Source organism: Streptomyces sp. NBC_01276 (assembly GCF_041435355.1).
In the GTDB taxonomy this organism is placed as follows: domain Bacteria; phylum Actinomycetota; class Actinomycetes; order Streptomycetales; family Streptomycetaceae; genus Streptomyces.
Map to the genome: position 1 here is coordinate 47,640 of NZ_CP108445.1, position 21,309 is coordinate 68,948.

The 21,309-nt window shown below is 71.0% G+C and carries 25 protein-coding genes; 14 read left to right on the forward strand and 11 right to left on the reverse strand.

Going from position 1 to position 21,309, the window contains the following annotated elements; translation table 11 throughout:
- Window positions 1–24 precede the first annotated feature (24 nt).
- The gene (locus OG295_RS41795) at window positions 25–321 is read right to left on the reverse strand and encodes a hypothetical protein (RefSeq protein WP_371681581.1); all 297 of its coding nucleotides are present in this window, start codon (window positions 319–321) and stop codon (window positions 25–27) included.
- Entirely contained in the window at window positions 318–1,403 is a 1,086-nt protein-coding gene (locus tag OG295_RS41800) for a conjugal transfer protein (RefSeq protein WP_371681582.1), read from the reverse strand. The genes OG295_RS41795 and OG295_RS41800 overlap by 4 nt, the downstream gene beginning before the upstream one ends.
- Before the next feature lie 314 nt (window positions 1,404–1,717).
- Between OG295_RS41800 and OG295_RS41805 the strand changes: the two genes are divergently transcribed.
- Complete coding sequence (locus tag OG295_RS41805) at window positions 1,718–2,248, forward strand: hypothetical protein (RefSeq protein WP_331726243.1); 531 nt, start codon at window positions 1,718–1,720, stop codon at window positions 2,246–2,248.
- A 301-nt stretch (window positions 2,249–2,549) separates the two neighbouring features.
- Here OG295_RS41805 and OG295_RS41810 read toward each other — a convergent pair whose 3' ends face one another.
- The 3 genes from OG295_RS41810 to OG295_RS41820 form a co-directional block, all read right to left on the reverse strand.
- Entirely contained in the window at window positions 2,550–3,128 is a 579-nt protein-coding gene (locus tag OG295_RS41810) for a hypothetical protein (protein ID WP_331726245.1), read from the reverse strand.
- A gap of 87 nt (window positions 3,129–3,215) precedes the next feature.
- A complete protein-coding gene (locus tag OG295_RS41815; RefSeq protein WP_331726247.1) occupies window positions 3,216–3,740 on the reverse strand; it encodes a GNAT family N-acetyltransferase in 525 nt (174 codons plus the stop codon).
- On the reverse strand, window positions 3,725–4,978 hold the full coding sequence (locus OG295_RS41820) for a helix-turn-helix transcriptional regulator (RefSeq protein WP_331726250.1): 1,254 nt from the start codon (window positions 4,976–4,978) through the stop codon (window positions 3,725–3,727). The genes OG295_RS41815 and OG295_RS41820 overlap by 16 nt, the downstream gene beginning before the upstream one ends.
- Window positions 4,979–5,252: 274 nt before the next feature.
- Here OG295_RS41820 and OG295_RS41825 point away from each other — a divergent pair, with 274 nt between their 5' ends.
- The 9 genes from OG295_RS41825 (at window position 5,253) to OG295_RS41865 (ending at window position 13,084) form a co-directional block, all read left to right on the forward strand.
- On the forward strand, window positions 5,253–5,672 hold the full coding sequence (locus tag OG295_RS41825; RefSeq protein WP_331726252.1) for a hypothetical protein: 420 nt from the start codon (window positions 5,253–5,255) through the stop codon (window positions 5,670–5,672).
- Window positions 5,669–6,124: a DUF6415 family natural product biosynthesis protein gene (locus OG295_RS41830; protein WP_331726254.1), complete on the forward strand. Its 456-nt coding sequence runs from the start codon at window positions 5,669–5,671 to the stop codon at window positions 6,122–6,124. The genes OG295_RS41825 and OG295_RS41830 overlap by 4 nt, the downstream gene beginning before the upstream one ends.
- A 343-nt stretch (window positions 6,125–6,467) precedes the next feature.
- The gene (locus OG295_RS41835) at window positions 6,468–7,718 is read left to right on the forward strand and encodes a TfuA-like protein (RefSeq protein WP_331726258.1); all 1,251 of its coding nucleotides are present in this window, start codon (window positions 6,468–6,470) and stop codon (window positions 7,716–7,718) included.
- A complete protein-coding gene (locus OG295_RS41840; RefSeq protein WP_331726260.1) occupies window positions 7,705–8,853 on the forward strand; it encodes a YcaO-like family protein in 1,149 nt (382 codons plus the stop codon). Before OG295_RS41835 ends, OG295_RS41840 begins: the two co-directional genes overlap by 14 nt.
- Entirely contained in the window at window positions 8,850–9,710 is an 861-nt protein-coding gene (locus OG295_RS41845) for a class I SAM-dependent methyltransferase (protein WP_331726262.1), read from the forward strand. The genes OG295_RS41840 and OG295_RS41845 overlap by 4 nt, the downstream gene beginning before the upstream one ends.
- The gene (locus OG295_RS41850) at window positions 9,707–10,720 is read left to right on the forward strand and encodes an NAD(P)H-dependent glycerol-3-phosphate dehydrogenase (RefSeq protein WP_331726265.1); all 1,014 of its coding nucleotides are present in this window, start codon (window positions 9,707–9,709) and stop codon (window positions 10,718–10,720) included. Before OG295_RS41845 ends, OG295_RS41850 begins: the two co-directional genes overlap by 4 nt.
- A gap of 73 nt (window positions 10,721–10,793) precedes the next feature.
- On the forward strand, window positions 10,794–11,150 hold the full coding sequence (locus OG295_RS41855; RefSeq protein WP_331726267.1) for a hypothetical protein: 357 nt from the start codon (window positions 10,794–10,796) through the stop codon (window positions 11,148–11,150).
- A complete protein-coding gene (locus OG295_RS41860; protein ID WP_331726269.1) occupies window positions 11,137–11,991 on the forward strand; it encodes a hypothetical protein in 855 nt (284 codons plus the stop codon). The genes OG295_RS41855 and OG295_RS41860 overlap by 14 nt, the downstream gene beginning before the upstream one ends.
- A gap of 13 nt (window positions 11,992–12,004) precedes the next feature.
- Window positions 12,005–13,084 carry a Helicase associated domain protein gene (locus tag OG295_RS41865; protein WP_331726291.1) on the forward strand — a complete coding sequence of 360 codons (1,080 nt, stop codon included), beginning with the start codon at window positions 12,005–12,007 and terminating at the stop codon, window positions 13,082–13,084.
- Between the two features lie 38 nt (window positions 13,085–13,122).
- On the opposite strand, the gene OG295_RS41870 is transcribed toward OG295_RS41865, so the two are convergent.
- Complete coding sequence (locus OG295_RS41870; protein WP_331726271.1) at window positions 13,123–13,467, reverse strand: DUF6233 domain-containing protein; 345 nt, start codon at window positions 13,465–13,467, stop codon at window positions 13,123–13,125.
- Between the two features lie 466 nt (window positions 13,468–13,933).
- A complete protein-coding gene (locus OG295_RS41875; RefSeq protein WP_331726273.1) occupies window positions 13,934–14,230 on the reverse strand; it encodes a lysine transporter LysE in 297 nt (98 codons plus the stop codon).
- A 280-nt stretch (window positions 14,231–14,510) separates the two neighbouring features.
- Between OG295_RS41875 and OG295_RS41880 the strand changes: the two genes are divergently transcribed.
- The gene (locus OG295_RS41880) at window positions 14,511–14,906 is read left to right on the forward strand and encodes a hypothetical protein (RefSeq protein ID WP_371681583.1); all 396 of its coding nucleotides are present in this window, start codon (window positions 14,511–14,513) and stop codon (window positions 14,904–14,906) included.
- A 28-nt stretch (window positions 14,907–14,934) separates the two neighbouring features.
- On the opposite strand, the gene OG295_RS41885 is transcribed toward OG295_RS41880, so the two are convergent.
- Both OG295_RS41885 and OG295_RS41890 read right to left on the reverse strand, forming a co-directional pair.
- Window positions 14,935–15,060 (reverse strand): hypothetical protein, encoded by a 126-nt coding sequence (locus tag OG295_RS41885; RefSeq protein WP_331726277.1) that lies wholly within the window; start codon window positions 15,058–15,060, stop codon window positions 14,935–14,937.
- Window positions 15,061–15,827: 767 nt separating this feature from the next.
- Complete coding sequence (locus tag OG295_RS41890; protein WP_331726279.1) at window positions 15,828–16,376, reverse strand: DUF4232 domain-containing protein; 549 nt, start codon at window positions 16,374–16,376, stop codon at window positions 15,828–15,830.
- Window positions 16,377–16,624: 248 nt separating this feature from the next.
- Here OG295_RS41890 and OG295_RS41895 point away from each other — a divergent pair, with 248 nt between their 5' ends.
- The 3 genes from OG295_RS41895 (at window position 16,625) to OG295_RS41905 (ending at window position 19,870) form a co-directional block, all read left to right on the forward strand.
- The gene (locus OG295_RS41895; RefSeq protein ID WP_371681584.1) at window positions 16,625–17,692 is read left to right on the forward strand and encodes an ATP-dependent DNA ligase; all 1,068 of its coding nucleotides are present in this window, start codon (window positions 16,625–16,627) and stop codon (window positions 17,690–17,692) included.
- A 243-nt stretch (window positions 17,693–17,935) separates the two neighbouring features.
- Complete coding sequence (locus OG295_RS41900; RefSeq protein WP_331726283.1) at window positions 17,936–18,202, forward strand: hypothetical protein; 267 nt, start codon at window positions 17,936–17,938, stop codon at window positions 18,200–18,202.
- Between the two features lie 264 nt (window positions 18,203–18,466).
- Entirely contained in the window at window positions 18,467–19,870 is a 1,404-nt protein-coding gene (locus OG295_RS41905; protein WP_371681585.1) for a hypothetical protein, read from the forward strand.
- 107 nt (window positions 19,871–19,977) lie between these two features.
- On the opposite strand, the gene OG295_RS41910 is transcribed toward OG295_RS41905, so the two are convergent.
- Complete coding sequence (locus OG295_RS41910) at window positions 19,978–20,469, reverse strand: hypothetical protein (RefSeq protein ID WP_331726285.1); 492 nt, start codon at window positions 20,467–20,469, stop codon at window positions 19,978–19,980.
- Window positions 20,466–20,942: a hypothetical protein gene (locus OG295_RS41915; RefSeq protein WP_331726287.1), complete on the reverse strand. Its 477-nt coding sequence runs from the start codon at window positions 20,940–20,942 to the stop codon at window positions 20,466–20,468. The genes OG295_RS41910 and OG295_RS41915 overlap by 4 nt, the downstream gene beginning before the upstream one ends.
- Window positions 20,943–21,309: the final 367 nt, after the last annotated feature.

Below are 21,309 nucleotides of genomic sequence, written 5' to 3' on the forward strand. Positions count from 1 at the left end.
CGACCCGAGGACGCGCCGCCGCGCTCACAGGACCTGCCCGTCCGTCGGAGCCTGCGGGTTGAGGGGAGCGGACCCGGTCGAGGGGCTCTTGATCTTCTCGGAGAAGAGCCCGGCCAGGGTGTCGCGGGCGTTGTAGATGCCCAGCGCGAGCGCCATGGCCAGCAGCGCTCCGATGCCGGCCTTGAGGGAGAACTGGCGGCAGATGACCACCAGGACGATCACCACGAGAGCGACCTTGAGGCCGCGGTCGGCCCACTTGCCCAGCATGTCGAAGACGCCGTTGCCGAGGTCGTCAAGCTGACTCGCGAGAAACATGCTCATCGGGTACCTCCTGAGGTGGCGGTGGACGGGGCGGTGGGGGATGCGGCGCCTGCCGACGCCGGGGCGGGCGATCCGGTATCCAGGGCGCTGACCTCCCAGCGGCCAGCGCGGGCCGTCACAGCCAGGCGGTACTCCAGCGGCCACCGTGTACCGGCCGCGTCCGATCCTTCGACGCGCACGCGGACGCGCGCCCGGCTCCCGTCGCCCGGTACGGCCGTCCCGGCCGCGGCCTCCGTGTCAGCCGCGACGTCCTTGACCTCGACCCGCGTGTAGACGGCTGCCGTCGGCGCAGACAGGCGCACCCCGGGCGACAGGTACCGTTCCACGCCCGCACCCTGCCCGCCGGGACCGGCGAGGTAGGTCCGCAGGAACTCGGTCAGCGAGACAGCCAGGGGGCCCGTAGAAGGGACGGCGCGGCCGAAGACGGACGGGCTGCTCTGGGCCGCCTCAGGGGCGGCAACCTCAGCGGGCGAACCGGTGACGACCAACGGCCCGCCGTCCTGGCCTCCAGTGCCGTTGACGGCGAAGTACCGCGCTGCGGGCTGCACGACCGCCTGGTCCGAGCCGCCACCCGGCGACGGCGCGCGCCGCTCGTCGGTGACGGCGGCGACGGTCACCGTCCAGCCACCGCCTCCCGGCATGACGACCGTACGCAGCGGAGTTACCCGCACCGCCGCCGGGCTGCCGGCGTCACGGGAACGGGACGGGAGTTCGGCCTGGGGCGCCATCCTCCGCACCTCCGCCGCCACCGGGCCGTCGGGGGCGGCGGCGTCGGCGCGCAGCCACAGCTCCACGAAGTGGGCGGCCGTCCCCGAGGGGTCAGCCTGTACACGGCTGCTGCTCGGTGCCGGGGCCGGAGCCGCCTGGGCAGCACTTCCGGCCGGGGCTGCCAGAGCGACGGCCAGCGCCAGGGGGCCGGCCGCAAGCGCAGTCCAGACCCCCATCCGGGCCAGCCGCGGCCCGTATGAGACGGGGCCGCCGACGGGGACGGTCTCCGGCCGCGAAGCCCGCAACTGCTGCGAGACCGCGCCCTGGCGGGCGGGCCGCTCCCGTCCAGGCGGGAGAGTACGACGACGGGTCATGGGGGCGCCTTCCGAGGTGGGGATGCTTGCTCCCACACAACGGCGCCCTCTTCACCGCTTCGCTCACCACAGCAACCCCCGCTCCGTCACGGCTGGACCACAGCCGTCGTGGTGAGTCCCCGGTGACTCACCACCACCTCCCCACCGCAGGTCACAGCCTCAAAGACGCCGAACTCACCGGCTTCGTGAAAACTCACCACCCACGAACTCACCGCATCTCGAACATCCACCGTCGACGGTTCTTCGTGTCCCTCGTGCGGAGTGCCTTCCGGCCGGGCCCGTGCCGTCCGGCCTCTGTCCGGCCTTGACTGGGCATGAACACCACGCACACCCTGCTGGCCGTCGCAGCCGCCCTCGCTGTTGCCGCGCCCCCGGCTGCTGCATCCCCGGCCACCGCCGCGCTCAGCTACCGCTGTTCGACGAGCACACAGACGATCGACGACGCCGGATACAGCGGCCCTGCCCCCGACAACTGGGACATCCGGATCCAGGTGTGCGCGGCGCGCTCCGGAACCACCGTCTACGCCTACGCCGACATCAGCTGGGACGGGCCCGCCTTCTACGCCAGCAACGACGCGGTGATCTTCGACGGGGCCAAAATCCGGCTGCAGATCATGCAGTCCCGCCAGGGCACTGACCCCGTTGTCGCCGAGCGCGACGTCGAGATCAAAGACCGGCTGGAGAAGGCGTCGTCCAGCGGCGACCGCGACGGGCGCTACCGCACCCCGACGATCAGCCACCGCGCCGGGACCGGCGCGTACGGGAACACGGTTCTATACCTCGACTGGCACAAAGACGGCCGGGGATACCAGGGCCACGATTTCAAGGGCTCACCGACCGTGTGACCATCCAGGGGGCCGACGAGGAACCAGTGCGTGCGGCTGACACAGTGAGAGGCCCCCGACTGCTGGCGGTGAAGCAGCACGAGGGTATAGAGCGCGAGGCGGCTACTCGGCGAAGGCCCGCGAGGCGGCCTCAGCCTGATTCCCAAGGTGGGCGCCAGGGTCACCTCTGGCGCAGGCGCCGATGACGGCCAGGGCCTGCGCGACTCCAGCCCCGGCATGCCAGCGCGAGTCCGGGAGAGCGGACCTCCCCACCGTCAACGCGGACAGAGCTGGCCGCTCGTTCTGGTGACAGCCCTCGTGATCACCCTGCTGCTGCGGCCGGTGGCCGGGACACTCGCGCCGTGGCCGACGCGAAACCCAGCGCATCGGACGGTTCCGGCACCGCTCCTGACCGCGGTAGCTCCCGCCCCTCGATGGGACCAACGGCGTCGGCGGCCGGCCGGGTGAGATTCTCCGCCGCGCGCTGGCTCCTCGCCCCCAGGACTACGTGGCAGGCTCGCAACCTGGCGGCCCGCTTCGGGCCGGGCATGGATGCCCGTACGGCCTGGACGATGGCCCGGCTCCGCCGCCACTCGGCGGCCTCGATCTCCGCCTGTTGAACCCAAGGAGGGTTGTCGGGGTGGGACCGCTCGATCAGCTGCTGGAACTCCACCTCGCGCCGGCGGGAGCGTTCGCGCTCGGCACCTCGGGGGCATCGGATCGTGACCTCTCCGGACGTGATGGGAAGGGTGGAGGCGGTGCTGGCGAGCGCCTGGAGCCGGTCGAAGTCCTCGTCGGTCAGCAGGCCGCCGTCGGCGCGGGCGTAGTCGATGACAATCGGAGGCTTGGGCTGCGGGAACAGTGCTCCCTGGTCGGGGTGGACCTGTACGGGCTCGTTCATCGGACGGGCTCCTTGCTGGTCAGGTCCTGTGGGGTGCAGCCACGCAGCATTCTCGCCCTGCGCCCAAGACCAGTCAGAGAGGTGGACCTACGCTGCTGCCTTCATCATCACCGCGTATACCGGGGAATCCGCGAAGGGCTGGTTCTCCCCGATCTTCCGGTAGCCCCAGCCTTCGTACATCGCCTGAAGGCGGGGCCGTTTGGTGTCCACTGTGAGGACCGCCCACGTCTCGGGGCGGCCGCTGAGAAGAGCGTCGTGCAGGCGCGGACCCAGTCCGGTTTTCCGCCATTTCGGGCGCACCATCAGCTCTGAGACGGAGAAGGTGGACGACTCCTGCGGCGTTGTCTCAAGGTGTCCTTGCCACCACTCCCGCCCTGGGGTGGCCGGGGCGCCGTAGGAGAACCCGACGGGCACGTCTTGTTCCCAGGCGATGACGCAGGAGAAGCCGGGGTTGGCGCCCCAGTGGTCGACGAACCAGGGGAAGCGCTGTACGAACTCCTCGTGCCGGCGATCGGCGTACGCGTCCTCGTGTACGTCAAGGAGGGTCTGGCGGATGTCGCCGAGGTCGGTGTGGCCGTAGTGCTTTATCTCGGTGGTCACGAGGCGCTCCATTGGGTGCGGTATTGGTCTGCCCACTCCCGGGCCGCCTGGGCGGAGGGGGCGGTGGTGAACAGCGTGCGGTGGAAGTCGCCGAGCATCGTGCGCAGGCGCCCGGGCAGCGGGTCGCCGGCCATCAGCTCGAAGGCGTGGCCGGTCGTGGCGCATGCCTGCTCGACCTCGCCCTGGTGGAGTTGAGCGGAGGCGAGGCGGACCGTGGTCATCGACCGGTTTCGCCGCAGTCTCACGGACAGGGAGGCGAGTGCCTGGTGCGATGCTGCTTCGGCGTGTGCAGGCTCGCCAAGGAGTTCACGGACGATCGCGGTGAGTGCCGCGAGTTCGGCTGGTCCGTAGAAGCTGATCCATGACGGGCTCTGGGTGGTGGGGTCTGCTTTCGCGAGGGCGGCTTCCGCGTGCCCAAGGGAACGCAGCGCGGGCTGTCTGTCCCCGCATGAGGCGTGCCCGATCGCGGTCCGGGCGTGCGCGAGAGAGGAGAACAGGGGGTTGCGGCGGGCGGCAGTGGTGGCCTGCGCGGCTTGAGAGGCGGCGATGCCCTCGCCGTACTCGTGGCGCTGATGCGCGAGCATCGCGGTGGAATTCCAGACCCGCAGCTGCGCCGTGGAGTCCTGCGCCATGCCCGCCATGCGCAGAGCCTCACTCAGGTGGACACGGGCCCGGTCCAGTTGCCGGGCGTCGATGCAGGACCACGCCGCCGATGCCGTGTAGTGGGCGGCCACCGACAGAAGCCGCTGCCGTACGGTCTGTGAAACGGCGTTGCGCTGCAGCCCGATGGCCTCTGCTGCCCCGGCGAGCGCGGCTCTCTCCAGCGCGGCATGCCCTCCCCGGGACTGGTCGAGGGCAGTCAGGGTTGCCATCCCCTCACGGAGCCGGACCACATCCGAGGTGCCCACCGACCGGCGGCCCGCGACCTTCGAGACGGAGCCGATGACCACGCCAGTGGTGGCGGTGCAGAAGGAGCGGCGGAGCACAGATTCCTCCGGTGGTGCGGCAGCAGCGGTCGAGGCGAAACCTAAGTCGCCGATCGGGCATCCGAACACCCGCTCCAGGGCGACCCTGGTACGCCCGATCGGGCGCCGGGTGGCGCCGCTGACCAGGTTCCTCACAGTGCGGGCCGAGACATCCCCCAGGCGGCCGGTGATCTCCAGCAGAGCGGCGTTCATCTGAGCTGCCAGTTCCTCCTGGGTGAGGCCCCGCTCAGCCATCCGCGCCCGTAAGGCGGCGTTCTCCGTCATGGCACAGAACGTAGCGAGCAAGTCACCCGCAGACGAGAGGGCCAGGTATTGCGACCGTAAAGTCTTCCGGTCGCATGCGCCCACCGCGCCCGCCACTCTTCCTGTCACCAGCGGCTTTGGCGCCGTTGACTGGTCATCGTGCCGCCCGGGGCCGAGTTGGTCGACCCCCTACCCCCGGGCGGCAGCACCTCTCGCATCACCGCGGCGCCGGACGCGCCGCGCGGTGACTGCCTGCGTGGATCTGGGACACGAACGTCACCTTCGGGAGGCCCTCATGCCGGACACCTTCGCCGCCTTCAGCGCCCTCATCCCGCCCGGGGCGGGGGCGGCACCGGTCGGCTCGGTAGCGGTGTACGCCGTCGTCCCGTCCGAGGCCGACTGCGCACAGGTACTGGACGGACTGCGGTCCTACGCCGCTGGACGCGGCTGGCACGTTCCGGCCGGCTGCGCGGCGACGGATGTCGGCCCGCTCGGCGCGGGCCTGAACCGGTCGGGGTGGCGGCGGGTGCGGCGCGCGGTCCAGGCCCAGGCGGTCACCGGGCTCGTCGTGCCCTGCTTCGCACACATCGGCTACCGGTGGGCGGACTGGGACCGCGAGCGGACGTGGCTGCTGCGGCGCGGGCTCTTCGTCATGGCCACCGATCCCACCGAACTGCACGTCGGGATCTCCCCGGAGGAAGTGATCCGCCCGTGAGCGGCTACCACGGCGTCGTGCACGATCCGGAGGGGCGACTCGGGCACGAGCTGCCACTCGACCGAGAGCCGCACCTGCGACTGGCCGCTTCGGCCCTGTCCTGGACTGCGCAGTCGGTGCCGCCGGCGGCAGACACCGCTCTCACCGTGCTGGAGCTGACCGGGCATGCGCGGTTGCTGCGCGACGAACTCGCCGACCAGGTCGAGCGGCTGCCGGCTGACTGCGAGCTTCGCCAGCCGCTCGCCCACACCTTGGATGAGGCACAGCGCCGGCTGACGCCCGCGGCGACATCCCCGTGCGGTGATCTCACCCACGCACACAACCGCGCCCGCCTCGTCCAGAACCTCTACACCGCGCTGGACCGGCTGGAGGCAGAGCACCCCGTACGCGGCTCGTGCCCTCACCCGCGGCCCGGCACACGAGCCCACGAGGACCGCCCCCTCGGCGGCTGACCCCCTCAGCTCCCGCCCCGGCCAGGGACGGGCAAGCGGGCCGCCGGAGAGAACCCGTGCGGCCCGAGACACCACCGGATGCGGGCAACAGACCCGCACCGCCGGCACCAGACGAAGGAGAACACCGTGGAACAGTCCAAGTCCAGCCTCGCCGCCGCCAGCACCTCGGCATCGGTGGAGGGCACCGAGACCATCACCCAGCCCATCGTCGTCGCCGTCGACGTGGAGGACGAGGAGTAATCCCCGCCCGCCCGTAGCCCCCTGACATGGGCGCCCCTCCCGTTCCACACGCCCCTCGTGGGCCCAGGGAGGGGCGCCCCTGGCACTTCACCGCGGAGGCGCAGTGATTCACCTCTACACCGGGCCGACGCTCTCGGCGTCCGAGCCCGCACTTGCAGCACCAGGCCTGCGGGTGCTGCCCCCGGCACGGCACGGCGACCTGTTCGACACCGCGATCGCCGCCGGCGACACCGTCGTACTCATCGACGGGGCGTACCACCAGGCACCGGCACTCAGGCACAAGGAGATCCTGGCCGTGATGGGCCGGGGCGTCACGGTGCTGGGGGCGGCGAGCATCGGCGCGCTGCGGGCGGCCGAGCTGGCGCCGTACGGCATGGTCGGCGTCGGCAGCATCTACACCGCCTACGTCCGCGGGGACATCGACGGGGACGACGAGGTCGCGGTCGGGCAGGCCCCCGACGGAGCGTTCGCTGCGCTGACCTGGCCGCTGGTCAACCTCCGGTACGTCCTGGACCTGGCGGTCGCGGCCAGGGTCCTCGACGGCGTGCGGGCCGCCAAGTTGCTGGCGGCGCTGCGCGCGGTCTACTACCCGCAGCGCACCGGGGCCGCCGTGCGCGCCGTGTGCCGCCGCGAGGGCGAGGAGGAGTTCGCCCGGTGGCTGACCCGGCAGCGTAAGCAGGATCAGCACTTCGGCGACCTCAAGCGGGCCGACGCGCTCGCCGCCGTACGCGCCGCGCTCGCCGGCACTGCTGCGCCGCAGGCGTCCACCGGGCTGCCGGTGGGGGAGACGGCGTACTTCCGGCGCTGGTCGAATGCCGCCGTGCGTGAACGCGTGGACGGCGTGGAGCTGTCCACCGAGGACCGCGTGGTCTACCAGCAGGTCTTCGACCCCGCCTTCGGTACGCGGTGGACCGCCTACCTCGAACACCTCTCCCGGCATCCCGCCGACGGAGAACCGGGGATGCCGCTCGCCGAACGCCTGGCCCGCGCAACGGGCGGTCACCTGAGCGCCCACCGGGTCTTCCACCCGGCGGTCGACCTGCGGGATCCGCAGACGGTGGCGCTGCTGCTGGCGGGCGAAGGCGCGGCAGACCGGCGCGCCGTCGCCCGGTATGCCGAGGTGCTCGCGCATGCCCGCCACAGCCGCCCCGGTTTCTGCGCGAACGCGGTCCACGACAGCCTGGCCCGCGACCTGCTGTTGCAGGTGTGGGGCTGCTCGGAGGAGGAGCTCGATGCACAGGCCTCCGCCCGCGGACTGGTCCGGGCGGCCGGCGCGGTGGAGGCGGCCAAGCAACTCGTGCCCGGGTTCCTGGACGAATCGAACAGAACGGAGGCGGCCCATGCCGGGCGTTGAGGAGCCGGTGGCGCTGGCGGGCACCGTACGGGCGCGAACGGCGGAGCAGACCTGGGCGGCGGTTGCCGACCACCTGCCGGGATTCGGCATCACCCGGGTCGCGGACCTGACAGGCCTGGATGTGATCGGGCTGCCGGTGTGGACGGCGATCCGCCCCGCCTCGAAGACCCTGAGCACCTCGCAGGGCAAGGGCGCCACACCCCTGCTGGCGAAGCTGTCCGCAGTGATGGAAGCGATCGAACTGTGGCACGCCGAGCAACCGCTGCCCGCCGCTGCGGTGGGCCCGGCCGTCGAGGTCGCCCCCCACTGCCCGGTGGCCGCGCTACCACTGACCGCCCCCCATCCCGCTGACGCTCTGGCCCGGGTGGTGTGCGAGTGGACGGCCGGCACCACGCTGCTGAGCGGAACGACGACGCTGCTGCCGACCGACCTGGTCCGGCGCCGCGGCCAGCGCCCCGCGTGGACCCCGGACGTGTGGCGCGCGACCAGTACCGGACTCGCGTGCGGCAACACCCGCGACGAGGCGCTGCTTCACGCCTTGTTCGAGGTGGCCGAGCGTGACGTGCTCTACCGGGACGGGCAGCAGCACGGACGGCTGCGCACGCTGATCGACCCGGGCACGGTCGACGACCCGCACGGCCAGGAGGTGATCGGCCGTCTCCGTGCCGCAGGCATGGCCCTGGAGGTGTCGCTGGTCGACGGCCCGTACGGGCTGCCGGTGTGCCTGGCCTACCTGTGGTCGGAGGACTACCCGGTGCTCTTCGCCGGCGGCGGATGCCACAGCGTCCCCGGGATCGCGCTGACGCGGGCGGTGACCGAGGCCGCGCAGTCCAGGCTCGCCGCCATCGCAGGAACCCGGGACGACCTCCCCACCGCCCCGCCCGCCTTCGACACCCCCTCTGTCCCGCAACCAGAGCCTGGCCGGCCTGAGGCGTGGCCGGAGGTTGCGGCCCGCTACAGGCCGCCTGGCGGCGGCTTCGCCGACCAGGTCCGCGCCGTGGCCCGGCGCTTCGAGTCCGTCACCGGACACCAGCCCGTTGCCCTGGACCTGTCCGGCCCACACTGCCCGGTCCATGCCGTGCAGGTCCTGTGCCCCGGCACCCGCTCCCGGATCAGAAGGTCGATGCCCCGATGAACACCCATAGCCCCGCGAGGTCGGCCGAGTACGACGCCTTCCACGCCGCCCGAGCCCGCACCGACGTCGTGGCACGCCTGTACGCCGAGGCGATGGGCGAGGACTACCCCGCCGAGGTCGCCGCATCCAGCTCCTGCGACTGGCCCCTGCTCGGCCTCCTGGCCGCCCGGCTGCGGATGCGTCCCGGTCAGCTGCTCGTGGACGCCGGATGCGGTACCGGCGGCATCGGCCTGTGGCTGGCCCGCGCCCTCACCGTCCGCCTGCACGGCTTCGACCTCTCGCCCGTCGCCGCCGCCCAGGCCGCCGCCCGCCGCACCCACTTCCTCGGCCCGCACGCCGGCCGCGCCCACTTCCGCGTCGCAGAGCTGGAGGACACCGGCCTGCCGGACGGCTGCGCTCACGGCATCTTCTGCGTGGACGCCCTTGGTCGCGCCGCCGACCGCGGGGCGGCGCTGCGCGAGCTGGGCCGGCTCCTGGCCCCGGGCGGCGCTCTGGTGGTCACCCGTGCACTGCGGCGCGGCGCCGACCCTGGGTGGCAGCACGAGCTCGCTGCCGCCGGACTGACACAGGAGCACGTAGACGAGCGACCCCGTGAACCCGCAATGTGGGAACGGCTCTACCGCCTGTGGATCGCCCACGCCGATCAGCTGCGCCGCGAACTGGGCGAGACGGCCGCCGAGAACATGCTCCGCGAGGCACACCAGAAGCTCCCCACCCTGCCCGGCCGACGGGCCGTCCTGCTGACCCTGCGCCGCCCTGCAGAGGCCCCGGCCGGGCCCGGGGCGGCCGATAGGATGGGCGAGGGCGGCCGCCAGGGCGGCGACAGGCCCGTGCCCGACGAGAGGACCCCGCAGTGAACCAGGACCGTCCCGCCCGCGCGGCGGTGTTCTCGGCCGGTTCCTGGGGCACCGCCGTCGGCAAGATCATGGCCGACACAGGCACCCACGTCGTCATGCACGCCCGGCGAGCCGAGATCGCCGACGCGATCAACACGACACACCACAACCCCGGGTACTTCCCCGACATCGAGCTCCCGCACACGGTGAGCGCCACCACCGATCCGGCCACCGCGCTGGACGGCGCCGACTTCCTCGTCCTGTCCATCCCCGCCCAGTCCCTGCGCACCAGCCTGGCAGCCTGGGCCCCGCACATCGGTCCGGACACAGTGATCGTGTCGCTGATGAAGGGCATCGAGACCGGCAGCGGCCTGCGGGCCAGCCAGGTAATCACCGAAGTGACCGGCATCCCCACCGAGCGGATCGCGGTGCTGTCCGGCCCGAACCTGGCCCGCGAGATCATGGACGGCCAGCCCGCAGCCGCCACCATCGCCTGCCCCGACGAAGCCGCCGCCCACCGCGTCCAGCGGGCCTGCCACACCCCGTACTTCCGCCCCTACACCTCCGCCGACGTCATCGGCTGCGAACTGGGCGGCGCCGTGAAGAACGTCATCGCCCTCGCGGTCGGCATCGCCTCCGGCATGGGGCTGGGCCACAACGCGCAGGCCATGCTCATCACCCGCGGCCTCGCGGAAACCACCCGCCTGGCCACAGCCATGGGCGCCCACCCCTCCACCCTCGCCGGACTCGCCGGACTCGGCGACCTCGTGGCCACCTGCTCCTCCCCGCTCTCCCGCAACCGCACCTTCGGCCACCACCTCGGCCAGGGCATGACGATGGCCGAGGCCACCGCCGCCACCCGCCAGACCACCGAGGGCGTCAAGAGCGCCCAGGCGATCCTCGCCCTGGCCGACACCCACAACATCGAGATGCCGATCACGAACGTCATCTCCGCCCTTCTGCACGAGAAGGTCACCCTCGACCAGGCCGCGGGCGCGCTGATGCAGCGGCCCCCCAAGCCCGAGCAGTGATCCCCGCGGCACCCCGCACCCCGGGGCCCGCCGCTCCTCACCCTCACCCTCCCGACCCGGAGGTCCCTCACCCATGCGCGAATCCGTGCTGCCCGCCGTCCAAACCGCCGCCACCCTCGCCCTCGTAGCCTGGATGATCACCGGCTTCACCCCCGCGCCCGGCCGCTGGCTGCGCTGGAAGATGTTCTGCCGGGCCACCTTCACAATCGTCGAGCTCACCGGCATCACCAAGAACGGCGCCACCGAGACGGTCAACGTCTACGACCACCTCTCACCCGGCTCCTTCATCCTGGGACCGCCCCAGCTCCAGGCGATCCTCGACCACCTCACCGCAAGCGGCCGCTACGAACGCATCGACGGCACCGGACGCGTCCTGTCCGCCCGCGGCGAGCAGCCCGTGAAGGTGGTGGCCGGCCGTGTGGTTCTTTGACGCGCTCCTCTCCGGCTTCACCCGCCCCACCGACCCGGGCAGGCTCCAGCTGTTCCGGATCACCTTCGCCACCGTGCTCACCGCCCGGTTCACGCTCGCCCTCGGCCAAGGCGGCTGGGACCGCCTCACCCCGGGATCACTCAGCCTCCACCTCACCGAACAGCGCTTCGGACCCCGACGGGCCCAGCTCCTCGCGAGCGTGTACCGCCCCACCCTGATCCTCCGCACGATCGCCGCCCTCACCCTGGCCGCCGGATTCGCCCCCCGCCTCGCACTGCTGGCCGCCCTGGCCGGCGCCGCCATGGAACTGGTCTACCTCCGCAGCCCCAACGCCGTCCGCTACACCCTGCTGACCGGCGCATGCCTCGCCGTCGGCGGCAACCTCGGCCACGGCCTGACCATCGAGCACACCCCGAGCACCGCGAACACGTGGGCCCTGTGCCTACTCGTGCTGATCACCACGGACATCTACTGGAACTCCGCCTGGCAGAAACTCCGCAGCCCCCAGTTCCGCACCGGCCTCTACCTCGCCCAATGGATTCACACCTACACCAAGGTCCGCGAACGCCTCCCGCACGCCCGAGGGCAGTACGCGGTCCCGGCATTCGTCCGCCGACACCTGGGCAACCTCACCGACCGAGACATCCGCATCTGGCGCCTGGCAGCCGCGACCGTCATCGCGGCCGAACTTGTGCTGCCGGTCGCGCTGTCCATCCCGCAGACGATGCCGTATGCCGTCGCCGCCGGCATCGCGATGCATGCGGCGTTCACCTGTCTCAAGCCCCGCCAGCTCATCACCTTCTCCGGCCTGACCCTCGGCACGTACGTCGCCTTCGGCTGACTTCAACTGCGCGATCTGGGACGTACGCGAGGCCCGCTTCGCGGACGGGCTCGCCGCGTGCCGCCGCTACCGCGACCACCACGGCGACCTCGCCGTCCCCGTCAATCACGTCGATGCCGAGGGATACAACCTCGGTGACTTCATCGCCTACCAGCGGGGCTTGGCCGCGGGCAGCGTTCGCGACCCCTCCGGCCGACCCCGCACCCTGGATCCCGAGCGCCGTACCGCCCTGGACGAACTGGGCATGGTCTGGGCCGCCGCCACCCCGAAGCGTCCTCCCACGCAGGAGGAAATCGCCGCCCTGCGAGCCTTCCCCCACCAGCGCGGCAAACCGTTCGCCGAAGCCCTCCTCGCCCTAGTCGAAGCGGGCGTCGAACAGAAGGCACTCGCCGAAGCCTTGGCCCTCAACACCAGCACCCTGAGCCAGCGGCTCAAGCGCGCCCGAACCAACGTCTACGCCGTCGACCCCTTCGCCCAGCACCTTGATGCCGCCCGCGCCTTCCACGAACGCCACGGACACCTGAGGCCACTGGAGACCTCCGACGACCCCGAAGTCCGCAGCCTCGCCGGTTGGCTGACCGGACAACGCGGCGCCCGCCGCAACGGGCAGCTAAGCGACAAGCAGATCGCAGCCCTGGACGAACTCGGGATGGACTGGGAGCCCCTGGGATCCCGCTGGCAGCAAGCCCTCCAGGCTGCCCGCAGCTACCAGCAGGAGCACGGACACCTCCGCCCCCCGACCGGCACGACCGTCAGCGGAGTCGACCTGCCTGTATGGCTCCGCCGCCAGCGCACCGCCCACCAACGCGGCACCCTCCCGCCAGACCGTGTCGCCGCGCTCAATGAACTCGGCATTGACTGGACTCCCGGCCGCGGCGTCGCCGACGTACGGATCGATCAGGCCTGGCAGGCCCGCCTCGACGACGCCCGCCAGTACCAGGCCGCACACGGCCACCTTCGCCCGCCCGCCGGCACGAACGTCAACGGCAAACGCCTCGACGCCTGGCTCAACGTCCAACGCGCCCGCAACCGCGAAGGCCGCCTTACCCCCCAGCAGATCGCCGCCCTTGACGAGCTGGGTATCCACTGGTGAGGAACGGCGCGGGGTGCGCGGTAGGAGTCGGCCACGGCTCATTCCAGCACTCCGAGGGCGGTGTCGGGCCGGCAGTGCGGGCACGCGGAGACACCCTCGGCCAGCGCCCGCCGCGCCTGGTCGGCGGTGGCGGGCTTGCAGCGGGTGCGGGTGTCCCAACACTGGCCGGTGTGGACGCGGGCGGGCAGCCGGCCGGTGCCGATGCCGTGCTCGATGAGCCAATCGGGCGGGGGAGGGGCGGACCGGCGTTCGCCCTGGGCGGCGACGAGCTGCTCTTCGGTGGCTATCCAGTCGCGGGTGCGCTTAAGGTCTTGCAACTGCACGCGTTCCAGGAAGCGCAGGAGGTCCAGGCGCGGGGTGCTGGCCGGTGGTGGTGCGGACATGGTGCTACTTCCCGTATTGCGCCGCCCGTGCTTCCCTGCACGCCGCGCACAGGGGCGACGCGCTGACCCCGTATCTGCATGTCTGGGCGTGGCAGCGCGCACACGGTCCGGTCTGGCTGGGTGCCCAGGTGACGGGCTGGGGTCTGGCAGGTGCGGGGGCGGGGGTGGTCACAGAAGGCTCCTTCTGGGGGTCCGGAGGCTGTCACTCCCATTAGATCTCATGTTCGATTTTCTGGCCTAGTGGACCGGCCCTGCCACGCCGTTGTGATGTGACTGAGCGTCGTAGTTGGCCAGTGAGCGTGATAGTTGGCCATTCTGAGCACTGGCGTTCGTGCAGGTCAGGGGCGCCGCACAGCTATGCCCGCACCATGGAGGAGGCAGCTTCGACCCTGCCCCCAGTGCGCCGAAACAGGCATCTCCGCAGGTCAGACAGCGTGGCCAACCGCGATGCGGTAGGGAACTGCTTTCACAGGCAGCCGCATCCTGTGCCATAGAACAACAGGAACACGCCTGTCGCAGCGGTCAGGGTGAAGCCGGCCGCGGTCACGGCAGCGAGGCCCCGACGGCTGCGACCCTTGGTGGGGTCGCGGAAGGTCCTCCAGGCGCCGTGGGCGAGGAAGAGGCTGAGCAGTCCGGCGCCAGTCACAGTCAAGCGCGGGCTGAAGGACCAGCTCAGGTAGGCGATCAGAGCCAGGCAAGCGAGCAGGGCGCAGGCGAGCAGGGTGAGGATCACCTCGGCGACGGCTTCCCCAACCATCTCCATCAGGAACTCGCTGACACCCTTCGCTGCCCGTCGGACTCCCACGCCGTTCCCCCATCCTCACGCGCCACGTGGGCCGCCCGGGGCCCCGATATGGAGACCCATGCAGGGCCGGAACGGTTGCGGGGGCAGCGTGGGCCAGGCCGTAACGACGCGGTAGGTGGCGTGCATCACAGGTAGCGGATCAGCCCGGCACCCTCACCCTGCCGCGCAACGGGTCGAGTGATCATGCAGGGCGCGCATGGACCTGTTCGCACAGGTCAAGAGCACTTAGCCTGCCAGGATGCGCTATCTGGTCGAGTCTTTCGCTCTCGGAGCCCTCAGTCGGGGGCGATCGGTCGAGCAGTTCCTTGGAGGAGCGGGGACAGCGGAGAGGCCGGAAGTCCGCTGGGTCGAGATCCGCCCGGTAGCTGAGGGCTTCGTCGTGATTCTCCATGAGGTCGAGGACATCGGCCGCGAGGACTTCTGCGACCTGCATGGGCTCCCCGAGGTCGAGCGTGAGGACGGCGAGCAGAACTTTGGTCACGAGATCGCTGTCGTAGACGAAGGTGCTGGGGCCCTGTACCTGGCCGAGCAAGAACTCGGCGCACACCCCGCCCGCTGGTGCAATCAAGGTGTAGCCGGTGGCGACTACCTGGACTACGTGCGAGCCGGACGCCCGGACGCTACCCCTCGCTGAGTGACAACGGCGCGCTCGTCGGCCGTTGTCAGTAATGGATCTCTTTGGCCTCGTACCCTTCGAGCCCTGCCGTGACGAGGGCGGGGACGAGGGCGTGCAGGTACCAGGCGAGGTCGGTGAACTCCGGCGCCACCGGGATGCGCCGACGGTCCATGGCGGGCACGAAAGAGACATCTGTACGACCGGGCATGCGACAGCACCTCGACCACCCCGCCGGCGAAGTCCAAGACCAACAGCAGGCGGCGCTCCGCCAGGCTCTCAAAGCCGTGCTGCCGACCGGTCGAGACCAGGAACTCCAGCCCCGGCCTGTGCCTCTGGCCCGCTCGCCACGAAAACCGGCGTACCGGCACGGACAACGACGTTGGCGCGGACGCGAGGTCGCGTACGGGCACCATGACCTTGGCTCTGCCCGCCTTCCAGACCGTTGTCCACGTACGCTGCCAATCCAGGTCGCCGGTGAGCCGACCGACAGCCTGCTGCGGCACGGTGTACGGCAGGAAGAGTTCATCGAGGGCGCAGGTGTGCGACCACACCGGCCCGTCTTCGCACACAGCACGCTGTTTCGAGGACTCCACGAGGCCACCTCATCGCAGTCCCACTGCACCGTCGGCGAGATCGCCGGAAATCGCCCCTTTAGCCCTGGTCCGCGCTACCCTGCCCGCCTCCGCGCTCAACTGGCCAACTAGAACGCTCAGTCACACCCGGTCACCCGTGTCCCGTGCCGCTGGATCTTGACCGTTTGCCATCGGACTTTAACGGACGCGAGTTTGTGTCATCGGAGTTTGATCACCGCAGGTCAGCGACTCAGTGCACCGAAGGTGCGCTGAGTCGCTGACCTGCACTTATGTGCAGTTTCTCGTAGACGTGTAGGTCAGAGCCTTGCGATCGTCATGCAGGCTGCTCGATTTGTGAGGACGGGGGTCAGGAAGGCTCGACCGCCGAGACCGGGGTGGCTGTCACCTTGTTGTCACACTGGGCCCACCACCCGTCCTTCAGGGCGACCTTGTGCTCCCCGGAGTGCGGCAGCCCGATGACCATCGTCGGATACGCCGCCGGGGTATTGCCCGAGACGCAGTAGCCGTCGCCTTCCCCCTGGACCTGGACGAAGGTCAGCTTCACCCATGCCTTGCCCTGCGGCCGGACCGTCACAGTGGCCGCCGTGCCGGTGGGGGTGACCTTGAGCGGGGTGTTGCCGGCGCCCGCGACCGTCGGATAGCCCTTCAGGACGCACGTCTTCTGGGAGACGTTGGTGAACTGCACGACCGCCGCCCCGGTCCCGGTCCCGACGGGCCGGTGGGCGGCCTGCCAGGCGCTGACCTGGAGGGCGGAGGCCGGGCAGGCGGGCGGCGGGGAGGTGGTGGTGCTGGCCGCCATGGCGGTGCCGGGCAGGATGCCGGTCACCGCCGCCGCGACGGCCATGACCGCCGTCGTCGCCAGAGCCGTCCTGTGAATGCCGTTGCTGTGACGCATGCTGTCGTCCCCCTGAGTCGTCTCGTCCGCGGGCTTCGGTCGTCGGTTGTTGCCCCGCGGTACGCGTGGTACGTGAGTGAAGATATGGGCGGGAGAGCTGCAGGGTTCCGTGTGGCGACTACCTGTGACGCAACGGTCAAACTCCGATGGCAAACGGTCAAGATCCAGTGGCACGGGACAACCCGGTCGCCGCTCGGCCGTCCGGCGTCCTGCGGGGGCTGCGGGAGAAGGCAGGGGGCAGGCTGGGCATGGGGACCAGCACGACGGGGTGGAGGTGGGTGGAGGTGGTGCTGCGGCCGCCGGTCGCGCCGATGCTGGCGCAGGCCGCCGAGACGATCCCGGTCCCGCCCCGCTCCGGGCCGGGTCTGGCGTATGAGTACAAGTTCGACGGACACCGGTTGCTCGTGTTCACCCCGGACGGTCCGGGCGGGCGGGTGCTGCTCCAGACCCGCCGCGGCGCCCTGGTCCAGGACGCGTTCCCCGATCTAGTGACCGCCGCCGCCCAGCTGCCTGACGGCCTGGTCCTCGACGGCGAAGTCCTCGCCTGGGACGTGGAGGCCGGCGCCCTGTCATTTGAGGGCCTGCAACGCCGCGCCGCCGCCCGCGCCCGCAACGCCCCCGCCCTCGCGGGCCGCCTGCCCGCTTTCTACGTCGCCTTCGACATCTTGATGGCCGACAGCACCGAACTGCTCACGCTCCCGTACGAGGAGCGCAGGCGCCGCCTTGAAGTCCTGTTCACCTCCCGCGCACTCACCTCACCGTGGACGCTGTGCCCCATGACCACCGACACGGCGACGGCGGGGGAGTGGCTGGAGTCCTGGACCAACGTGCCTGGCCTCGAAGGCGTCGTGGCCAAGCCGATGGGCGCGCCGTATCAGATGGGCCGCCGAGGCTGGACCAAGATCAAAAGAAGAGACACCAGCGAAGCCATCGTCGGCGCGATCACCGGCACCCTCACCCACCCCAAACTCCTCGTCCTCGGCCGCCACGACACCGGCGGCCGGCTGCGCACCGTCGGCCGCACCACCACACTCCGCCCGGGGCAGGCCCGCCAGGTCGCCGAACATCTGGCCCCGGCCGACCCCGGACACCCCTGGGAAGGGACGAAGTTCGCCGCTTCGTGGGGTTCGCGCGAGGTCCTGGACGTCACCCTCGTCCGCCCGGACCTGGTGGCCGAGATCAGCGCCGACCGGGCCGTCGACCACGGCGGCGCCTGGCGCCACCCGGTGCGCTTCAAGCGCCTGCGCGTGGACATGGGCCCCGGGGATGTTCCGGGTTTCGGGGAGGGAGACCCGAGCCGCCCGCAGCGTCCCTGAGGGGGTGGGCGGTGTGAGCGGCGGGGCGGGCCGGGCAGCCTTTATGGGGTGCTGTGGATCACATCGAGGTGGGTTGCGGGGCTAAGGGTCCGGTGGTGTATCACGCACACGACTCCCACCCTCTACTGCTCTGACCTGCGGTTTTAGTGGACTTGCGGGGCTTACCCCTCGGCGTTCGAAAGTGCGGCCATCCCCCTCCGTCCGGAGGAGGTGGCCGTGTTTTCGCATGAGGAGTGAGCTGTCATGGGCATGTCTGAAATGGCTGGGGAGCCGGTGGGCGGGGAGTCCGGCCGGGAGGAGGACGGGCGCCCACAGGAGCCGGCGTCGCCCCGCCGGGCCACCGTCCGGCGCTGGGCGGTCCGGGCGGCCGTGGAACTGGCCGTCGAAGCGGGGCAGATGGCCGTAGATGCGTGGGCGCCGCAGTGGTCGGGCGCGGCATGGGCCCTGGGCAAGGCCGTGAACCTTGCCGCACACCGCCGCAAGCGCCGGGACCGCCGCCTGCGCGGCTAGCCCGTGGCCGGTTCCCGGGCCGCCCGCGAGGCGGCTCGGGAACCGGGGGTGCGTCGCCGACCGGCATCCCGCCAACATGGCGGCCGCAGGGCCCCGCGGTTCACCCGTCTGGGTGGCGCGGGGCCTCGCGTACGCGTAGGCGACTTGTGCGGTGCGCTCCCAACCCGCCCCAGAATCAGGGCTATTGACAACACATAGGATCTTTCGGCATGTTTCGGGCGCGGCCTGACGGTCAGGCCGCGATGGGTGATCGGAGTGTGTTCCGTGGTGCGTTCGGTTCGTGAGAGTTACGACGTGTACGGGGCGGCGTCCCGGCTGCGGGTGCCGGTAGCGGCGTGGCGGTGGGCTACCGGGTCGGGCCTGGTCCCGCCGCCGGATGCCGGCCCCGGGATGTGGTCGCGGGCGGTGGTGGAGGCCACCGACCCCGAGGCGGTGCGTGCAGCGCTGCGGGGCCCGATGGGTGCCGGGGTGGCGGCGGACCGGCTGACGGAGGCCCTCGGGGTGCCGCTGCCGATCCTCCGGCCGAGGGTGACCGCTGCGGCGGTCGGCCACCTCGTGAAGGCCGGTTTCCTGGTCTACCTCGGCGGCGATGTGCAATTCCCGGACGTCCATCCGGACCAGGTGGCCGCGCTCGCCCGCCGCCGCGACCTGCCCGCCCTCCTCGACCGGCACGTCCCCCTCGGCCCGGACCAAGCCGCCCGTCGGCTCGGGGTGCGCCGGGCCGACTTCGACCAGGTGGTCAGGCTCGGATGGCTGTCCCCGGTCGCCTCGGTGGACATCGACTACAAGCACCACGGCGGGGTAACCACGGTCCCCCTCTACTCAGCCGTGGACGTCGCGCTCCTGGAGGTGGTCCGGCCCTCGGTGGACTGGCGGGCTGTGCGCACCGTCACTGCGGGCCGACGCTCCCCGCTCGCCGTCCTCGACGCGGTCGCCCCGGCCGATGACCGGGTGTTCCTGGCGGGGGTGGCGCGGATCGCCGGGGTGGGCCGGGCCGCAGTGGTGAACTGGCGCCGCCGCCACCTCGACTTCCCCAACCCAGTCGCCGGTACGGACGTGCACCCGCTGTTCGACCCCCGTCAGGTCGTCGCCTGGCTCCTGGCCCACGACAAGATCGGGGTACCCACGGGGCCCACAGTCGCCTCGCTGGTACTGGCCGACCTCAAGGGAGGCATGCACCGGTTCCGGCTCGATGACCCATGGCTCGCCCTGGCCGAGGACCCGGCTGGCGAGGACCAGTTGTCCGGCTGGTCCACCGACACGGACGCCGACGCCCTGGCCGAGCTGGCGGCGGGGGAGTTCGGGGCATCAGTGCGCCGGCTGACGGCCCCGGGCACGGGGCCGTTGGCGGTGCCGGGCCGCGTGCAGGTGATCGACCGGTTCCGGTCGGGGTCGGGCGGCCTGCGGGTCACGCTGGCGTGGCCGGCTGGCCTGCGGGGCGCCGCCTCAGAGGGGGCGACGGGCGGACCGGCGCATCACGGGGTGGCGTACGTGACCCCGGGCGACAACTGCGTATGCCGTCGCTTCGCCTGCGGCGGGGTGACCACGGTGAGCTGGTGCCAGCAACACGGGCAGGACGCTGACCCAGTGATGGAGTGGCACCCCGAGGGGGGCCTGCGCTGCACGGCCCTGGCCGCGCAGCGGACGAAGACGGCCGCGCGCGGTTGACCGGTCCGCCCGCGTCGGGTGCTGAGGGCCTCTCCGCGCCCGCTGGAGGGGCCCTCAGCCCTCTGACAGCCCGTGGCCCCGGTTGCCGTCCACAGGGAGGATCTGGGTCAGGTGACGCTGCGGAGGTGGCCGCGGGCGGTGCTGGTCTTCCGCTTCTCTGCTTTCTCGGCCTTCTCCTGCTGGTGCAGCGCGAGGCGTCGTTCGTACTCCTCTTCGAAGTGGCCAACGTCGAGGCGTTCTTCGATGGGGAGGGCTGTGATGGCGTCGTAGCGATGTTGGGCTGATTCATGCTTGGCGAGCATGGCGTGGATCTGGAGCTTGCCGCGGCCCTTCACTCGGACAAGGCGGGCTGCTACGAGGTAGGCCATGGCACGGCTGATAACGCCGCGGTCCATGGCGACGCCTTCGGCGAGTTCTTCGTGGGTGGCTCGGACGAGGCCGCCGATTTGCTGTCGGTTGAGCATGTGAAGGAGCAGCGTGTAGCTGGTCGGCGGAAGCCTGGGAACGTAGTCAAGACCGTCGTAGGAAATGTACCCAGTTGCCTGCTGGTGGCGCGGGAGCGGGGTTGCTGATCCGTGCTCGGCTGCGGCCGTGGTCATTCGGCGGCCCTTCCCTTCTCCCCGTCGTGGGGGTCTTCCGGCAGTTCGCCGTTGGCCATCGCCTTGAACGCGGCGGGTGCGTCTGGGTCCTGGAGGATCTCTCGGAGGAGGTCCAGTTGCTGCACGCGTTCGGTTCTGGCTCCTGGCACTTTACGCGTTCCCCCGCGGAGGACTGCTGAGGGGACGAGTTGGTAGACGCCCCGCCGGACCCGTCGAAGCACGCCATCTGCCATCAGTCGGCGCTGAGCTCCCCCGACGTGTCGACGGCTGTATCCGAGGTGCTCGGCGATCTCTTCCTGCTTCTTGGTGATGTGTCCGCCGATGTCCTGGGAACCGATCAAGGCGACCAGGACCACGAGGATGAACCGGTCCTCGGAGGCGGCGTAGTGCTTGGAGGCCCAGAGCATGAAGGTGAGCGAGTCCATGCTGTAGGAGCCGCCGATGAAGGCGGTTGAGGTCGCCAGCGGGTACACGTAGGCGCCGTGGCCGGCAGGGACATCGATCTGCTGACTCGCCCGTGGGGCAATGTCCGGTACCGGTAGGTCTGTTGCGGGTAGCGGCCTACGCCGTCGAGTCGGCTTCCCCGGGAGAGGGAATGCGGGGTTGGTACCTGAGCTCATCGTTCGGGGCCCCTCGTTGTCCTGAGTCGCAGTCAGTAGCCTAGCCCACCGTTGCGCTACTGCCACGGATAACGTGCCGGTAGCGCAACGAAAGGTCGAGAAATGGCAGTGCAGGGCTGCCGCATCCTCATTTCGAGCATCGGCTCGGGAGCTCACCGACTTGCTCACCGAATTGACTCGGTGGACGTCACAGGAGGACAACTTCCGTCTGATGCACTCA

Excerpts from the sequence above, each read along its gene's own strand:
- OG295_RS41820 (WP_331726250.1), bottom strand. The coding sequence starts at position 4,978 with ATGACGGAGAACGCCGCCTTACGGGCGCGGATGGCTGAGCGGGGCCTC.
- OG295_RS41875 (WP_331726273.1), bottom strand. The coding sequence starts at position 14,230 with ATGGAGATGGTTGGGGAAGCCGTCGCCGAGGTGATCCTCACCCTGCTC.
- OG295_RS41885 (WP_331726277.1), bottom strand. The coding sequence starts at position 15,060 with ATGGACCGTCGGCGCATCCCGGTGGCGCCGGAGTTCACCGACCTCGCC.
- OG295_RS41825 (WP_331726252.1), top strand. The coding sequence starts at position 5,253 with ATGCCGGACACCTTCGCCGCCTTCAGCGCCCTCATCCCGCCCGGGGCG.
- OG295_RS41895 (WP_371681584.1), top strand. The coding sequence starts at position 16,625 with ATGGGGACCAGCACGACGGGGTGGAGGTGGGTGGAGGTGGTGCTGCGG.
- OG295_RS41795 (WP_371681581.1), bottom strand. The coding sequence starts at position 321 with ATGAGCATGTTTCTCGCGAGTCAGCTTGACGACCTCGGCAACGGCGTC.
- OG295_RS41870 (WP_331726271.1), bottom strand. The coding sequence starts at position 13,467 with ATGTCCGCACCACCACCGGCCAGCACCCCGCGCCTGGACCTCCTGCGC.
- OG295_RS41800 (WP_371681582.1), bottom strand. The coding sequence starts at position 1,403 with ATGACCCGTCGTCGTACTCTCCCGCCTGGACGGGAGCGGCCCGCCCGC.
- OG295_RS41840 (WP_331726260.1), top strand. The coding sequence starts at position 7,705 with ATGCCGGGCGTTGAGGAGCCGGTGGCGCTGGCGGGCACCGTACGGGCG.
- OG295_RS41810 (WP_331726245.1), bottom strand. The coding sequence starts at position 3,128 with ATGAACGAGCCCGTACAGGTCCACCCCGACCAGGGAGCACTGTTCCCG.
- OG295_RS41880 (WP_371681583.1), top strand. The coding sequence starts at position 14,511 with ATGCGCTATCTGGTCGAGTCTTTCGCTCTCGGAGCCCTCAGTCGGGGG.
- OG295_RS41855 (WP_331726267.1), top strand. The coding sequence starts at position 10,794 with ATGCGCGAATCCGTGCTGCCCGCCGTCCAAACCGCCGCCACCCTCGCC.
- OG295_RS41815 (WP_331726247.1), bottom strand. The coding sequence starts at position 3,740 with ATGGAGCGCCTCGTGACCACCGAGATAAAGCACTACGGCCACACCGAC.
- OG295_RS41845 (WP_331726262.1), top strand. The coding sequence starts at position 8,850 with ATGAACACCCATAGCCCCGCGAGGTCGGCCGAGTACGACGCCTTCCAC.
- OG295_RS41890 (WP_331726279.1), bottom strand. The coding sequence starts at position 16,376 with ATGCGTCACAGCAACGGCATTCACAGGACGGCTCTGGCGACGACGGCG.
- OG295_RS41900 (WP_331726283.1), top strand. The coding sequence starts at position 17,936 with ATGGGCATGTCTGAAATGGCTGGGGAGCCGGTGGGCGGGGAGTCCGGC.
- OG295_RS41910 (WP_331726285.1), bottom strand. The coding sequence starts at position 20,469 with ATGACCACGGCCGCAGCCGAGCACGGATCAGCAACCCCGCTCCCGCGC.
- OG295_RS41805 (WP_331726243.1), top strand. The coding sequence starts at position 1,718 with ATGAACACCACGCACACCCTGCTGGCCGTCGCAGCCGCCCTCGCTGTT.